Below are 14,760 nucleotides of genomic sequence, written 5' to 3' on the forward strand. Positions count from 1 at the left end.
GGGGCAGGCAGCTTTGGCAACCCACCTACGGGGGGCTTGAGCATGCCGATAACGGATTTGAGCTTCTGGGCAATGGCCTCGGTGACCGCCTTTTTCGCTTCGTCCGCGAGCGCCTCGCACACGGCACGGATGATCTCGGCAGGAGTGGCGCCGTTTGTGGTCGCGCCGACATTGGCGAGATGCAGCGTAGGCAGCGGAACCGTCAGCGCGACTCCGGGCAGGTGAATGTCAAGTGAGAGCGCGCCGCCCACGACGGTGAGGTCGCGGATGATGACCTTGCGCGCGTTGCTGCCGGCCTGGATGGCGGCCGGGGTGGCGGACCAGGATTGGGCTTTGTTCTTGATGGTCTCCAGGTTGCTGGTGGCGTTGGGACTTTGCGCCTCGTAAGTAATCTGCGGTGCGATGACTGTGGCGGAATCAACAATGACAGGGCCGCCGCCGGGAAGTGAGCCGCTCTCGACATGCAGCGCGATACGGTCCACCACTACGGCGTAGGGCGAAGAGAAACCAGTGGGGTTGCCCACGGTAAGTCCATCAAGGGCGCCCACGCCGGTTAAGGGCGAGAATTCGACACTGCCCACAAGCACCTGCGTCTGGGTCGCAAGCGCGCCTTCCGTCTCGATGGCGGATTTGATGGACGGTTCGAATCGGGCAAGCAGCGTCAACAGCGCAATAGCGGCTACGGCGAGCAGAGTGGCAACGGCGAGTCCGAGGGTTTTTCGCATGGTATTCGGTGACCCATGAAAGGCGGTGGCCCGTCCAGACACGCGGCCGTTTGATCAGCAGTCGCCAATAGTGGATTACCGGCCTGGAAATGGGAAAACGGGAAAGCAGTCTGAAGGGGCAAGCGGTTGAGCGCGAAGCTCGAGTCCGGCGACAGGTCCTTGCGACTTGCCAGCCGCAACGACCTCAGCTTGGGACTGTTGCAAACAGGTCACTCCGCCTGGACTTTCTTCGGCTTGGGCGGCGATTGCACCTTCGCGTACTGGAACTCAGGCGTTGCCTTCAGGGCGACCTTGGTGGCGCCCGACAGATATAGATTGTCGCCGCGCACATCGAGCGCGGCGATGGGCACCGCTACGTCATGCGTGGCGACGCCGAGGAAGCCGCCTGTAGCGACGATGGCCGCCGAGACGGACCCGTCCGGGGCCACGATCAGATCTTTGACCGCGCCGATTTTTTCGCTCTGGTCGTTGTAGACCAATTTGCCGAGCACGCTCTTCTTTACGCTCCATCCCTGCAAAAGCACCTGGGACTGCTCAATAGTGACGCTCAGCGGTTGTGTGCCGGCAACCTGTGCGTGCGCATCGATACATGCTGCAAGTGCCACTACTACCAATACTGCCTTGTGCAAAGCCATGTCGTTCACTCTCGGTGGTTAGCATCGGGTTCTGGCACGTTCTTCGGACCCTCGGGGTGACGCCGGCCAACGCCCCTTCGCTACCGCGGGCGCTCGCTCAGTGCCAGTTGAAGGTCGGGACGGCGGGAGTCGCCTGGGTTAGCGAAACAGCGGCCCGGCGTGGCCTGGAACCTGTATGCCAGATCGTCGGGCGCCAGTTTATTCACTTGCCGTCGGCTTACAAGCCCCGTGGCGCCAACTCATAGTTCCCGTTTTGGCAACGTTGCCGGCCTACCTCGCAACAGGACCAACGACGCATGGTCGATGATCCATAAGCGCCAGGTTCCACCCACCTGGCCTCCGCGCTTGAGAAGGCCCATGATTGCGTCCGCAACTCGACTTGCTGACACAATCCATGAACCAGGATGACCTGAATTTTTTTGCCCTTGCGGGTGACGCGGGAGTACCGGCGGCAAGCGAAGCTTCGACCGTGCGGATAAGCAACGACTGATGGGTGCCTGCCTGCAACCGGGCGCATCGCCATCTGGCCTGGCTCGGAAGGCTGGGATGCCAGCCAGTTGCGCAAATGGCTTCAGCTGCGCGAACAGTAAATTGCCCCTGTGAAGGACTCAGGCACTTGATGGCCAGACGACCGCGCAATTGATCGCGCATTACGCGAAGACGAGAGAATGTAAACGTGTGTCGCCCCTGCCCAATCAAGCGCGCAAGTTAGACACCAACCTTCGAATTACACAACGCAAAATCTGGCGGAGCCACCAAAGCCCCGCCAGATGACGCTTCCTCACTGAAACGCCACCTCCGCAAAACTGCGCAGCTTCCGGCTATGGAGCTTGTGCAAACCGTTCGTGCGCAGGATCTCCATCGCCTTCACGCCGATCTGCAAATGCTGATCGACCTGCGCGCGATAGAACGAGTCGGCCATGCCCGGCAGTTTGAGCTCGCCGTGCAGCGGCTTGTCCGACACGCACAGCAAGGTGCCGTACGGCACACGAAAACGGAATCCGTTCGCGGCGATGGTCGCGCTTTCCATGTCGAGCGCGATCGCACGGCTTTGCGAGAGGCGCTGCACCGGCTCGCGATGATCGCGCAGCTCCCAGTTGCGGTTGTCGACGCTCGCCACGGTGCCCGTACGCATCACGCGCTTGAGTTCGACGCCTTCGAGCCTGGTGACTTCCGCCACCGCGCGTTCGAGCGCGAGCTGCACTTCCGCGAGCGCAGGAATCGGCACCCACAGCGGCAGGTCGGCATCGAGCACGTGATCCTCGCGCACATAACCGTGCGCGAGCACGTAGTCGCCGAGGCGCTGCGTGTTGCGCAAGCCCGCGCAGTGGCCCAGCATGATCCACGCATGCGGACGCAGCACGGCGATGTGATCGGTGATCGTCTTCGCATTCGACGGCCCCACGCCGATGTTGATCATCGTGATGCCGCTGCCGTCCGCGCGCTTGAGGTGATACGCCGGCATCTGGGGCAGCCGCGCCGGCGCCGTGCCCTCGTCGTCCTGTTCGCCGAGGTTCGCGTTATAGGTGACCACGTCGCCGGGCTCGACGAACGACGTGTATTCGCTGCGGTAATTGCGCAGGTCGGCGTCGTCCGTGTGCGCCATCATCGCGCGGCCGAGCTTCACGAACTCGTCGATATAGAACTGATAGTTCGTGTAGAGCACGTAGTTCTGCACGTGCGTGGGCGACGTCGCCGTGTAGTGCTTGAGCCGATGCAGCGAAAAGTCCACGCGCGGCGCGGTGAAGAGCGCAAGCGGATGGGGCTCGCCCGGGTGCGGCTCATAGGTGCCGTTGACGATGCGGTCGTCGAGCTGCGCGAGATCGGGCGTATCGAACACGTCGCGCATGGCGAAGAGGCGATCGCGGTCGAGGTCGCCTTCGAGGTGAATGCCCTCGGCGAACGCGAAGTGCACGGGAATCGGCTGATCCGAAACGCCCACCTCGATACCCACGTGATGGTTCTTCGCGAGCAGGCGCAACTGCTCGCGATAGTAGTTGCCGAAAAGGTCGGGCCGCGTGACGGTGGTCTCGAACACGCCGGGGCCGGCCACGAAGCCATACGAGCGACGCGAATCGATATGGGTGTTGACGTCTGTGCGGATGCGCACGAACGGATAGCAGGCGCGCACGCGCCGGTCGAACGCCTCGCCACGGCGATAGCGCGCAAACGCGTCGCGCAGGAAAGACGTATTGGCTTCGTAGATGCTCGAGAGACGCGCCACGGCGTCGGCCGCGTCTTCGAAAGACTCGTCCTGGAAGTCGTGCGCCGGCGTCATGAGGGGCCGCAGGTAATCGTTGTTCATCTTCGTTCGCCTCTGGCGTGTGATGGAACCACCTTACCACGGAAGGTGCGACATTCTGAGTACTGCCCCCCGCCGTGCACGGGCTTTTGCGGCCCCGGCTGCGTGCAACCCGCGAGCGCCGCAAGCGGCCCGCCACGCGCGGGCCGCAGCGATGGGGCGACATGGGGCGCGGCGGCCGGATTTGCTAGAATTGAAGCATCCCAGCCTTGCATGTGGCCGGAGTCGCGGCTAAGCCCCCAGCTCTGGTCGACAGGAGAATCACAATGAAGTCGCACCTTCTTGCCGCCGTCGCGCTCACGCTCGCTTTCAGCGGGGTCCCCATGGCAGCGCCGGCCGACGACGCGAAGACCGCCGTCGAGGCACAATCCGCGCAGTCAGAAAATGAACGCGCGGGCCTGCCCGACCTGGCTGCGATCAACAACAAGCCGGCCGCGCGCGTCACCTCGAAGGTCGATATCAACGACGTCCCGCGCGAGCCCAGCTTTCACGAAGTGAGCCGGAACGGCACGGAAATCACCGAATACCGCGACAAGGGCAAGCCCGTCGAAATCAACGTGCATTCGAACTTCGGCACGCGCTACAGCATGAGCGCGAACCCCGACACCTCGCCGCAAGTGCGCAATAACGGCCAGGCCAGCACGCGCCTGCCGTCGATCAACCTGCATTACTGAGTCATTTGACCGCGCGCGCCCTTTTGGGGCATGCGCGCGGCTATGCCATGTGCGTCGCCCGGAAGCCGGGCCACCGCCATCGCGCCTGAGACGACCACGCTCTTGAGCCCCCGGGCATCACGACGCCGCGTTCGCCGACCGACCATTACCAATCAACCGACCTTCTTGCATGGCCGTCTTCACCGCTGTCACCGACAATGAGCTTGCCCAATGGCTGCGCGACTATGAACTCGGCGATGTCGTCGAATTCCGCGGCATCCAGTCAGGCATTGAAAACAGCAATTTCTTCCTGACGACGACGCGCGGCGAATACGTCCTGACGATCTTCGAAAAACTGACGGCGAAACAACTGCCGTTCTACCTCGACCTGATGCGGCACCTGGCCTCGCATGGCGTTCCGGTTCCGGACCCTATGCCGCGTAAGGACGGGGCACTGTTCGGCCTGCTGCACGGCAAGCCCGCGGCGATCGTCTCGAAGCTCGAAGGCGCGCCCGAACTCGCGCCCGGCGTGGAGCACTGCGCGGAGGTGGGCCAGATGCTCGCGCGCATGCACCTTGCGGGCCGCGACTTCCACGGCGACCAGCCGAATCTGCGCAGCCTGGCGTGGTGGGAGGAAACGGTGCCGACGGTGCTGCCCTTCCTCGACGAGCCCCAAAGCTCGCTGCTCACGAGCGAACTCGACCACCAGCGCGCGTTCTTCGCCTCGGCCGACTATGCGGCGCTGCCGGGCGGCGCCTGCCATTGCGACCTGTTCCGCGACAACGCCATGTTTGCGCATACGCACCCGGCGCCCGGCCACGAAGTGCGGCTAGGCGGCTTTTTCGACTTCTATTTCGCCGGCTGCGACAAGTGGCTCTTCGACGTAGCCGTGACGGTGAACGACTGGTGCGTCGATCTCCCCACGGGCAAGCTCGACACGGCGCGCGCCGACGCGCTGCTGCGCGCCTACCAGACCGTGCGCCCATTCACACCGGAGGAAGCGCGGCACTGGATGGACATGCTGCGCGCCGGTGCGTACCGCTTCTGGGTCTCGCGCCTGTATGATTTCCATCTGCCGCGCTCGGCCGAATTGCTCAAGCCTCACGACCCCGGCCACTTCGAGCGCATCCTGCGCGAGCGCCTCGCCGCCAGTGCCTCGGGCTCCCATCACGCATTGCCCCATCGCCCATGCAATTAATCGAAGTCCCCGCGAAAACGGGCTACGTCTGGTTCCGCCAGGGCATCTGGCTGTTCCGCCGCAATCCGCTCGCGTTCCTCACGCTGTTTTTCGCCTATCTGCTGGCGATGACGTTGATCTCCGCGGTTCCTGTCATCGGCGGCCTGCTGCCGTTGCTGTTCGTGCCCGGCGTGGCCGTCGGCTTCATGGCGGCATGCCGCGACACGATCGCGGGCAAGCCGGTGTTCCCGACCATCCTCATCGACGGCTTTCGCTCGTACGGCAGTACCGTGGCGAAGCAGCTCCTCTTGCTCGGCGGGATTTACGTGGTGGCGATGCTGCTGGTGCTCGCCGCGTCGGCGTTCGTAGACGGCGGCGCGCTGTTGCGGCTGATGACGATCGGCGGCACGCTTGACGCGGAGTCGCTCGAAAACACCGACGTGCCGCTCGCGGTGCTCGCTTCCCTGCTTTGCTACGTGCCGGTGTCGATGCTGTTCTGGTTCGCGCCCGTGCTCACGGCGTGGCACGACGTGCCGCCGGTGAAGGCCATGTTCTTCAGCATCGTGAGTTGCTGGCGCAACAAGGGCGCGTTCGTGGTGTTCGGCGCGCTGTGGTTCGCGGTTTCGACGGTCGTCTCGATCGGTCTGTCGGCGCTGCTGCGCGCGCTCGGCGCCGGCGAGTTCACGGTGGCGATCCTGATGCCCGCGCTCGTCATCGTCACGACGATGCTTTACTGCTCGTTCTACGCGACCTATCGCGGCTGTTTCGGGGTGCAGGAAAAGCAGCCCGCCGAAATGCCGGGTTCCGGCCGCTGAGCGGTGCGCTCGAGCGGGAGCGCAAAGGTTAAAGCAGCCCAAACGCAAAGCGGCGCCATAGGCGCCGCCCTCATCCTGCGCCCATTGGGGCGCCGCATTCCTGCTTAGCCGTAGTGGCTCATCCACGACGGATGACGCGTGGCCTTCTCCAGGTCGAGCTTGCGCATGCGGAACTCGAGGTCGTAAATGTCGACCGATTGCGCCAGATACGCTTCTTCGCGCTGCTGGCGGCGAGCTTCAGCGGTTTCGGTCAGGAACAGGAAAAGACGGCTGAGCAGGTACATGATTTGGCCCCTCTTGGCGGGCACGAGCCCGTAATCGAACGAGACCATTATAGGGGAAACCCTAATTCGGGTAAACCCCTATCTTGCCCTGATGCGTGCTCGATGAAACTCGTGCGTCGATTCGTCGCTGTAAGACTCGTCGATGGCCTCGCGGCGGTGTCTCTCGAAAAACTCCCAGAACAAGGCGCTCGCGTCCGGACCGGTCGACGAGTGGAACGGCACGGCATCGTCGCCCCCGCTCCAGGCGTGATCGAGATCCGCTACGCGACATAGCCGCACCACGCTCTCCCCGTCCAGTTCGTAATCCTGCTCGCGATAGCCATCCTTGAAGGTCTCGTGCGACACGACACCTTGCCGTACGCCGCGCGCATCGGCCAGGCCGTTCAGGCGCAGCAGCTGCACGGCGAGTTGTTCCGCGTTCACGGGTGCGACCACGGAATCGGCATCGCCTTGAACGACGATCGCCGGCATGCCCGGGTGAATGCGCCCGGCCAGCGCGCTTTCGACGAGTGCTACCGGATCCCGGTGAACGCCGCGCCGCATGACGTCGAGCGCGGAGACGCCCGAGCGCGCCTCTCCAAAAGCTGGGCCGGAATGCAATGCGATGGCTGCGAAGCGGCCGGGCGAGCGCAACGCCAGCAGCATCGCTAGCCCCGCTCCGGCAGACAAGCCCGCCACATAAACACGCGAACGGTCGAAGCCGTACGCGTTGACGAGCGCATCGACCAGCGAAACGACGGCCGCCGCTTCACCGCCGCCTGCCGCTTCGCGCGAGTCGTACCAATGCCAGCACTGGTGCGGGTGCGCGCGCTCGGTCTGCTCCGGATAGACCACCGCAAAACCGTGGCGGTCCGCGAGCAGGTTCATGCGCGTGCCCTCGGCGAACGAATCCATCGACTGCTTGCACCCGTGCAGCATCACGACAAGCGGCCTGCCTGCCGTCGACCGCGCCGGCGGCAGATAAAGCCCGTAGGGAATGGTGCGCCTCCCATGATGAGCATTGGCCGGCACGATGTGCTCCGCGCGGCGCCATTCGCCCGCGGCCCAGGCGGCTGCCCGCGGCCCCACTCGCGACTCGCGCAGCGGCGCGCCGGTGCGGGCCTGCGCGCCCTTGCGCGGCACGAATCGCTTTGCCGCCTCCTCGGCCGCGGCTTGAGCGGCTCGCCAGATGGCCTGGGGCTTGGGCGCATGGACGGCCTTCGTGCCCTTCAGGGCGTCGCGGGCAGTCCGGGACGGGATGGCGAGCAGACGTCGCATGCCACCTGCCCATAGCTTCGACAGATTTTTCGTCATCGATGCCTCATAAAAGGGTCGGACGGACTGCGACCGTGTGCCGCGATCCGTGCATTGTGCAATGCACAATAGCATCAAATGAACGAGATTGCAGATCGGTCCGGTTCGGTTCCGGGAGGGGCGTCCCCGAAGTGCCATGCTTTCATTAATGCGACACAGCTATACTGAACGCATGTCTGACGCGTGTGTCGGCCGCCTCGTCGGCTCGCGCGTTAAGTAGCTGTTATAGACCCTGCTAGCAGTGAGCTGCAGATCCTACAGTTCGGCGGCGCTGACTCATGCCAGATTTGCCCATTCACCTTTGGTACTCCATTACCAATCTCGGCGGCGCAGGCCTCACCCTGCCGCTCGCGCTGGCGATTGCGCTCTGGCTCGTCGTGGGCTATCCGTGGCGTATGGCGGCGAGCTGGGTCTTGCTGCTCGGCGTGGCAATCGGGCTGGTGACGTTGACGAAGATCGCCTTCCTCGGCTGGGGTGTGGGCGTGCGCGAACTCGATTTCACCGGCATCAGCGGGCACGCCATGCTCTCCACGGCCGTCTACCCGGTCGCGTTTTTCCTGATGCTCCAGGGAACCCCGTCGCTCCTGCGGGCCGCAGGCGTGGCCGCAGGACTCGCAGTGGGGCTCGCGGTCGCGCTCTCGCGCGTGGTGCTCGCCGCGCACTCGCCTTCCGAGGCCGTCACGGGCTGCATCGTCGGCGCGCTCACGGCGCTCGTCTTCGCGCGCTACTGGTGGCTGGCGCAGGCACAGCGTATTTCGGCGGCGGTCGTCGCGCTGAGCCTCGCGGCACTGACCGTCGCTTTGCACAATGTGCATGTGCCCACGCATCGCTGGGTCACCAACATCGCGCTGACGGTTTCGGGCCACGACCGTCCCTATGTGCGCGCGAAGTGGAAAGCCGGCCGCGCGAACCGCGCGCCGGTCGCACCTGTTTCGCAAACCCGCAACGGCCTGACGCCACCGGCGCAGCGCCACGCCTGAGGGCTGTACGCCAGCCGCGCCTCATCCCTGCGGCACCTCAGCCGACCGCACCTCAGCCGGCCGCACCTAGCCGGCCGCTCCCAATAACACGCTCGAGGCCTTGAATACGGCCGTCGCCGCTGCCCCGGGGACGAGTCCGAGCGCGTCCACGCTCGCGTCGGTGACGATCGCCGCAATCACGGCGCCGCCCGGCAGGGCGAGCGTCACCTCGGCATTCACGGCGCCCCGCCGCACGACCTCCACCGTCCCGCTCAGCCGGTTGCGCGCCGAAAGCCGCGCCGCGTCCGCGGCACTGGAGACCAGCACGATGGAAGTCGCCTTCACGAGCGCGACCACTGGCGCACCCGCGGCAAGCCCGAGCGCTTCTGTGCTCTCGCGCGTGATCGTGGCGACGAGCGCCTCGCCGCCGGGCAGCGCAATGGACACCTCGTCGTTCACCGCGCCCCGAACGACGCCGGCGACGGTGCCAAAGAGCTGGTTGCGTGCGCTTGTGCGCATTGCGAAACGTCCGAGCATGGCCAGATCGCTCTCCAAGCCCCCCGCTGGCTCGCCTGTGCTATTCGTCGCACCCGTGTCGAGCACCCTCGCCGCACGCTCGAGAAAGCGTTGGTGCTCATGCTCGATGGCGCGAAACGTCTGGACGAGACGCAGCGCACGCGGCGTGAGCGACGTCCCGCCACCGCCCTTGCCGCCCGCCGCGCGCACCACGAGCGCTTCGCCCGCGAGGTTGTTCATCGCGTCGACGGCGTCCCAGGCGCCCTTGTAGCTCATGCCGACGGCCTTCGCCGCGCCGGTGATCGATCCGGTCGCGCGAATCGCTTCGAGCAACGCGATGCGCGAGGCGCCGCCAAGCATCTGCTGCCCGGACTGGAACCAGACCGAGCCGCCAAGGCCCAGTCCCGGCGCAGCGGGCAACGCGGCAGAACCGGCTTCGGCTTCGGCGTCGCCGGATCCGGTCGGAGGCAAATTCGAGTCAGCGGGAGCCATCATGCGCGGGCGTGAAAAACAACACGAAATGAGAGGAGAGTCCAACAACCCGTCGGCGATTATAGAGACGCGCCGCGAGCGCCGCGCGGCACCTTCGGCTCGTCCAGCTCGCGCAGCAGGCGCTCGCCTTCCCTCGCGGTGTAGCGCTTGACGGCTTCGCACCAGCCGCGCGCGAAGCCGAGCTGATAAGGCTCGGCCCCCATGCATTCGAGATAGCGCAAGGCCACTGCGGCGTCGTTCCCATCGCCGAGCACGCTTTGCAGCCGCGCAAGCGTGCGCGCGATCTCCACCCGTGTGCGGCGCGCCGTGAGCGTGGCGAAGAACTCGATCGTGTAGCGCAGGTATTTCGCGTTGATGCGCGCGCGATGGCGGCTTGCCTCGTCGATGGCCGTGAGCTTTTGCGTGCTCATGAGTTGCTCGTAGTAGCGCTTGACGCGCTGCTTCGCGTGGCGGTGCAGCGAGCGGCCGGCGTCGCCCACATCGTCAGCTCGGCGCGCCAGTGCATCGAGCCACTGAAGCCACGCGAGCGCGACGAGCGCGTAGCGTTGCGAACCCAGCGCGTCGCGCAACCGCGCCCTGGCGGCGTGACGCTGCGCGTTCGCTTCGTCGCGTATCGCATTCCAGAGCCCCGGTTCGAGATCGGCGGCAGCGAGCGCGGGCAGTGTCGAGTCGACGAACACATCGCGGTCGCGTGCATCGCCGAGCAAGCCGCCGAGCCATTTGAGCTCCGGCTCGATGTCCTTTTCCCAGGTCTCGTCGCACCAGCGCGAGAAGATCCGCATGGCCGTGCGCAACCGCCGTTGCGCCACGCGCATCTGATGGATGAATTCGCCGTTGCTGCTGTCGCGCACGCCAGCGTCGTTGCCGAACCACTGCGCGCTGACGTTGCGCCCGATCGCGACGAGCGCGGCCTCGGCCGAAGCCGCCCCGGCGAGATCCACGGGTTCGGCCTTGACGGGCTCGGCGTCGCCGGTCGCGCTGCCGGCCGTGGCACGTTCGAGCGCATCGGTCAGGCGCACGAACGCCGGCAGCACACCGACCAGGTCGCGGGCGCAGGCAAAAAGCGCATCGATCACAGGCCGCCCGTCTTCGCCTTCCGGCCAGGGCGCGCTCACGCGCAATTCGTGCAGATCAGACGCAGGCGCAGACTTTCCAGGCACCCAATCGCGCGCCTCCTCTGGCGGGACAGGCGGCTCGTGCAAATCCTCGTCGAAGGTGAGCAACACGTCGACGCGATCGCGCGGCCATCGCCAGCGGCTGCGCGTGGCAACGAGCGCGGCCGACGGCGTTAGATCGTCCGCAACGCCGAGCGCCTCGCGAAACGGCTCGGGCGCGCCATCGAAGAGCGAATCGGCGATGCCGGTCGCATCGAGCGGCGCCTCGAAGATCGGCGCAACCGCCGTGATCCCCGGCGTATGCACGCGCCGGCTCGATACGACCATGCGCCGCATGTCGCCGCGCGCCTCGACGGCCACGCGCCAGCCCAGGCGCGCCAGCGCGCCGCCGCGGTCGAAAGCGACGGTCGTCACGCATTCGCGCGCATCGGGCAGCGCCACGAGCGACGGCAACGCCGCGCACAGGCTGGCCGCCCGCTCCGAAGGCTTCGGGCTAGCCGGCGCCCCGGACGGTTCGGCGAGCGCTTTTGAACGTTTTCCATCCCGCTCGGCCGGGATCACGACATCCAGCACGATTTCCAGAACGCGAGCCATGAACACTCCAGGGTTCTTTGGGTAGGCGCTGAGGCTTAGAACGGTGCAAGCGGATGAGGGGCCACGTACGGCGACGACACGCCCGATGGTACACGCGACAAGGCACCGGCGCCCCAGGTAGCGCCCCTGACGCATCCGGGATCCGCTTTCCGATGTCTGATGACGGTCAAGACTGCCATGTCGAGACGGTGGAAAAATAATTACGTTCCATTTTTTCCTGTGTTGCACGCCTCTAAGGAGTATTGAGTGTTCCCAGAGTACAGAGATTTGATTTCGCGCCTCAAGGTTCAGGATGACCACTTCGCCCGGATCTTTCATCGCCACAACGAGCTCGACCAGCAGATAAAGAACATGGAAGCGGGCGTCGTGGCTTCGCATGGCATGGAAATCGAGCAGCTAAAAAAGGAAAAACTTCAGCTCAAGGATTCGCTGTACCTGATCCTCAGGAAAACGGCGGCAGCCTGAGCCCGCCGGCGTCCCGCGCGAGCCGTCTGCGGATCGGCGCGGGACATCGGCGGCTGGCATTTTCGCCGTGCCGCCGTCGCTCGTACCCGCGCGGTGTCAGCGCTCCGTTGCCACCGGGCTTTGCCGGCACTTGCTGCCAGGCTCTCCCATCCCCGCATCCGCCCATACCGCCATGCCCAAATCCATTCCCTGCCCAGCTCCCGGCGACAGCGGCCCCGCCGCACGGCTCCCGCTCGTCACGGCCCGCAGCGCCGAGCTGCGAACCGTCGACGACGCCGTCGAGTCCGCGAGCCAGGCCATCGCAGGCGCCGTCCATGATCTCGTCGCCCAAACTCGTACCCAGCAGACTCCGCCCACTGCGCTGCTCGACTCGATCGCCGCGTTGATGCAAGGCATGTCGCCGGACGAAGCCGCGCAATTGCGCAGTCTGATACTCGAAGGCAACCCGGCCGACTGGCGCAACTCGCGCACACGCCACCCCGACGAGGAACTGGCCGCCGGCTGGCGCGAAGGCGGCTATCCGTATCGCAACCTCATGTCACGGCGCGCTTATGAGCGGCAGAAGTATCGGCTGCAGGTGGAACTGCTCAAGCTTCAGGCGTGGGTGCGCGAAACCGGGCAGCGTGTCGTGATCCTGTTCGAGGGCCGCGATGCAGCGGGCAAGGGCGGCACGATCAAGCGATTCATGGAGCATCTGAACCCGCGCGGCGCGCGTGTCGTGGCGCTCGAAAAGCCCACGGAAGTCGAGCGCGGCCAGTGGTATTTCCAGCGCTACGTGCAGCATTTGCCCTCGGCCGGAGAGATTGTGCTGTTCGATCGGTCCTGGTACAACCGCGCAGGCGTCGAGCATGTGATGAACTTCTGCACACCTGACGAATATTCCGATTTCATGCGGCAGGTGCCCGAGTTCGAGCGCCAGTTGATTCGTAGCGGCATTCACTTGATCAAGTTCTGGTTTTCGGTGAGCCGTGCGGAGCAGCGTCGGCGCTTCAAGGAACGCAAGGTGCATCCGCTGAAGCAGTGGAAGCTGAGTCCGGTCGATCTCGCTTCGCTCGACAAGTGGGACGACTATACGCAGGCCAAAGAGGCCATGTTCTCGCAGACCGATACTGCCGACGCGCCCTGGACTGTGATTCGATCGGACTGCAAGAAGCGAGCGCGGATCAACGCCATGCGGTACGTGCTGCACAAGCTGCCTTATGCGAGTCGTGATGCGGACGCCTTGGGGGTGGTGGATCCGTTGCTGGTGAGTCGGGCCTTATAGGCGAGTCGCGGGGGCCCGGTTACGAAACTATGCAGGCGCACGCAAACATCGCACGATTGGATTTACGGTGTATAACCATTGCCATTGGGCCGGCATGGCGACGACGTACATCCCGCGTGGTCGCAGCGATAAGGTCGCAGGGCAATACGAAAGTAAACTTCCACACGAAGATTCGGATCGCATCGTCCATATTGCAGGACCACCGGTTTCCAATACTGGCTCAAGCGAAGTGCTGAGATTCGCGCAGACCCCGGTTCCGCCCGCTGGCCTGCTCCATCGTTCATGGAGGCGCACGATGAAACGCCGTGAAGTACTAGCTGTGCTGGCCGCAGGCGCAATTGCCGAGGTTTCCACCAGCGAAGCACTGGAGAGCGAGGCGCGGTACACCAATGAGATCTCGCTGCCCAAGCCCAACGTCGCCGGCAAGGTCTCCCTCGAAGAAGCCATCCAGCGGCGCAGGTCCGTACGCGCCTTCAGGCCAGACGCGCTTCCTGTCGAGACCGTCGGTCAGTTGCTGTGGGCAGGCCAGGGCGTCACCAGCGAAGACGGCAAGCGCGCAGCACCGTCGGCCGGCGCGTTGTACGCGCTCGAGCTTTACGCGGTGACCGCCGCCGAAGTGATGCACTACCTGCCTCATGGCCATCGGGGCGAAACACGGGCCACGTCCGATATGCGCCCCGAGTTGAGGGCCCTTGCACTTGGGCAAGCGTCCGTCGGGGCTGCGCCGCTCGTGATCGCGGTGGGCGCCGACCCTGGTCGGCTCACCCAGCGGTACGGCGCCAGGGCCAACGTCTACACCGACATCGAAGCCGGGCACGCCACGCAGAACATCCTGCTTCAGGCCGCTGCGCTCGGGCTTGCCGCCGTGCCTGTTGGCGCCGTTGACGGGCCCAAGGCAGCACGGGCGCTCGCTCTGCCTCACGGCCAAACCGTCGTCTATCTCATCCCGGTAGGCTTTGCGGCCTGACAAGGCATGCTGCTTTCTGGAATCTGTCCGGGCTACCCCACGTGAGGCAGCCGCAGACCCGTGCGTCAAGTCGCGTACTGCGCGATGCCGTTGCCGAACGACCAGTTCTCCCGCGCCACGTCCACGAGATTCACAAACACGTCCTCTCGCCGGACACCGGGCTCGTGCGCCAGGTTGTCCGCGATCTGTGCGAACAGCGCCTTCTTCTGATCTTGTCCGCGCGTATTGCTCACGGCGATCTGAATCATGACCAGATCGTCACTGCGCTCGATCCCTAAGTAGTGCCGACCGAATACGAAGTTGTCGGCGTCATGCTCCGTCACGATCATGAAGATGTCGTCTTCAGGCGCCTTGAAGACCTCCATCAGCGCGCGATGAACGCCTTGCATCAGCGCTTTGCGGTACGGGGCGGGTTTGCCGGCGCGAACGGCGATACGGGTGAATGGCATGTCGAACTCCTGTGTAGTTTTGACATGACATCAGCTTAGGCGCGATCTATCATAA

General features: G+C 65.0%; 15 protein-coding genes. 7 read left to right on the forward strand and 8 right to left on the reverse strand.

Annotation, left to right across the window (positions count from 1 at the left end; all coding sequences use genetic code 11):
* The 3 genes from VSR34_RS07715 to VSR34_RS07725 all read right to left on the reverse strand — a co-directional run.
* On the reverse strand, positions 1-725 hold a 725-nt coding region (locus VSR34_RS07715; protein WP_342962257.1), incomplete at its 3' end, for a hypothetical protein.
* Between the two features lie 209 nt (positions 726-934).
* On the reverse strand, positions 935-1,360 hold the full coding sequence (locus VSR34_RS07720) for a PRC-barrel domain-containing protein (protein ID WP_028229810.1): 426 nt from the start codon (positions 1,358-1,360) through the stop codon (positions 935-937).
* 781 nt (positions 1,361-2,141) lie between these two features.
* Positions 2,142-3,665, reverse strand: coding sequence for an AMP nucleosidase (locus VSR34_RS07725; protein ID WP_036018514.1), 1,524 nt, complete (start codon positions 3,663-3,665; stop codon positions 2,142-2,144).
* Positions 3,666-3,985: 320 nt separating this feature from the next.
* Here VSR34_RS07725 and VSR34_RS07730 point away from each other — a divergent pair, with 320 nt between their 5' ends.
* The 3 genes from VSR34_RS07730 to VSR34_RS07740 all read left to right on the forward strand — a co-directional run bounded on the left by VSR34_RS07730 (position 3,986) and on the right by VSR34_RS07740 (position 6,307).
* Positions 3,986-4,336 carry a hypothetical protein gene (locus VSR34_RS07730; protein WP_342962347.1) on the forward strand — a complete coding sequence of 117 codons (351 nt, stop codon included), beginning with the start codon at positions 3,986-3,988 and terminating at the stop codon, positions 4,334-4,336.
* A gap of 169 nt (positions 4,337-4,505) precedes the next feature.
* Positions 4,506-5,513, forward strand: coding sequence for a homoserine kinase (locus tag VSR34_RS07735; RefSeq protein ID WP_028211051.1), 1,008 nt, complete (start codon positions 4,506-4,508; stop codon positions 5,511-5,513).
* Complete coding sequence (locus VSR34_RS07740; RefSeq protein WP_028211052.1) at positions 5,504-6,307, forward strand: BPSS1780 family membrane protein; 804 nt, start codon at positions 5,504-5,506, stop codon at positions 6,305-6,307. The genes VSR34_RS07735 and VSR34_RS07740 overlap by 10 nt, the downstream gene beginning before the upstream one ends.
* A gap of 104 nt (positions 6,308-6,411) precedes the next feature.
* On the opposite strand, the gene VSR34_RS07745 is transcribed toward VSR34_RS07740, so the two are convergent.
* Complete coding sequence (locus tag VSR34_RS07745; protein ID WP_028211053.1) at positions 6,412-6,591, reverse strand: DUF3563 family protein; 180 nt, start codon at positions 6,589-6,591, stop codon at positions 6,412-6,414.
* A gap of 78 nt (positions 6,592-6,669) precedes the next feature.
* Complete coding sequence (locus VSR34_RS07750; protein WP_342962258.1) at positions 6,670-7,884, reverse strand: PHB depolymerase family esterase; 1,215 nt, start codon at positions 7,882-7,884, stop codon at positions 6,670-6,672.
* A gap of 278 nt (positions 7,885-8,162) precedes the next feature.
* Between VSR34_RS07750 and VSR34_RS07755 the strand changes: the two genes are divergently transcribed.
* The gene (locus tag VSR34_RS07755) at positions 8,163-8,864 is read left to right on the forward strand and encodes a phosphatase PAP2 family protein (protein WP_028211055.1); all 702 of its coding nucleotides are present in this window, start codon (positions 8,163-8,165) and stop codon (positions 8,862-8,864) included.
* Positions 8,865-8,930: 66 nt separating this feature from the next.
* Here VSR34_RS07755 and VSR34_RS07760 read toward each other — a convergent pair whose 3' ends face one another.
* Together VSR34_RS07760 and VSR34_RS07765 are read right to left on the reverse strand one after the other, a co-directional pair.
* Positions 8,931-9,719, reverse strand: a complete 789-nt coding sequence (locus VSR34_RS07760) for a TOBE domain-containing protein (RefSeq protein ID WP_342962348.1) — start codon at positions 9,717-9,719, stop codon at positions 8,931-8,933.
* A gap of 191 nt (positions 9,720-9,910) precedes the next feature.
* Positions 9,911-11,560 carry a CHAD domain-containing protein gene (locus VSR34_RS07765; RefSeq protein ID WP_342962259.1) on the reverse strand — a complete coding sequence of 550 codons (1,650 nt, stop codon included), beginning with the start codon at positions 11,558-11,560 and terminating at the stop codon, positions 9,911-9,913.
* 246 nt (positions 11,561-11,806) lie between these two features.
* On the opposite strand from VSR34_RS07765, the gene VSR34_RS07770 reads away from it, so the two are divergent.
* The 3 genes from VSR34_RS07770 to VSR34_RS07780 all read left to right on the forward strand — a co-directional run bounded on the left by VSR34_RS07770 (position 11,807) and on the right by VSR34_RS07780 (position 14,256).
* On the forward strand, positions 11,807-12,025 hold the full coding sequence (locus tag VSR34_RS07770; RefSeq protein ID WP_028211058.1) for a YdcH family protein: 219 nt from the start codon (positions 11,807-11,809) through the stop codon (positions 12,023-12,025).
* A gap of 172 nt (positions 12,026-12,197) precedes the next feature.
* Positions 12,198-13,289, forward strand: a complete 1,092-nt coding sequence (ppk2, locus tag VSR34_RS07775) for a polyphosphate kinase 2 (RefSeq protein ID WP_042287949.1) — start codon at positions 12,198-12,200, stop codon at positions 13,287-13,289.
* A gap of 295 nt (positions 13,290-13,584) precedes the next feature.
* Positions 13,585-14,256, forward strand: coding sequence for a SagB/ThcOx family dehydrogenase (locus VSR34_RS07780; protein ID WP_342962260.1), 672 nt, complete (start codon positions 13,585-13,587; stop codon positions 14,254-14,256).
* Between the two features lie 65 nt (positions 14,257-14,321).
* Here VSR34_RS07780 and VSR34_RS07785 read toward each other — a convergent pair whose 3' ends face one another.
* A complete protein-coding gene (locus tag VSR34_RS07785; protein ID WP_028211061.1) occupies positions 14,322-14,705 on the reverse strand; it encodes a tautomerase family protein in 384 nt (127 codons plus the stop codon).
* Between the last annotated feature and the right edge of the window lie 55 nt (positions 14,706-14,760).

The organism is Paraburkholderia sp. JHI2823 (genome assembly GCF_038900695.1).
In the GTDB taxonomy this organism is placed as follows: Bacteria; Pseudomonadota; Gammaproteobacteria; order Burkholderiales; family Burkholderiaceae; genus Paraburkholderia; species Paraburkholderia mimosarum.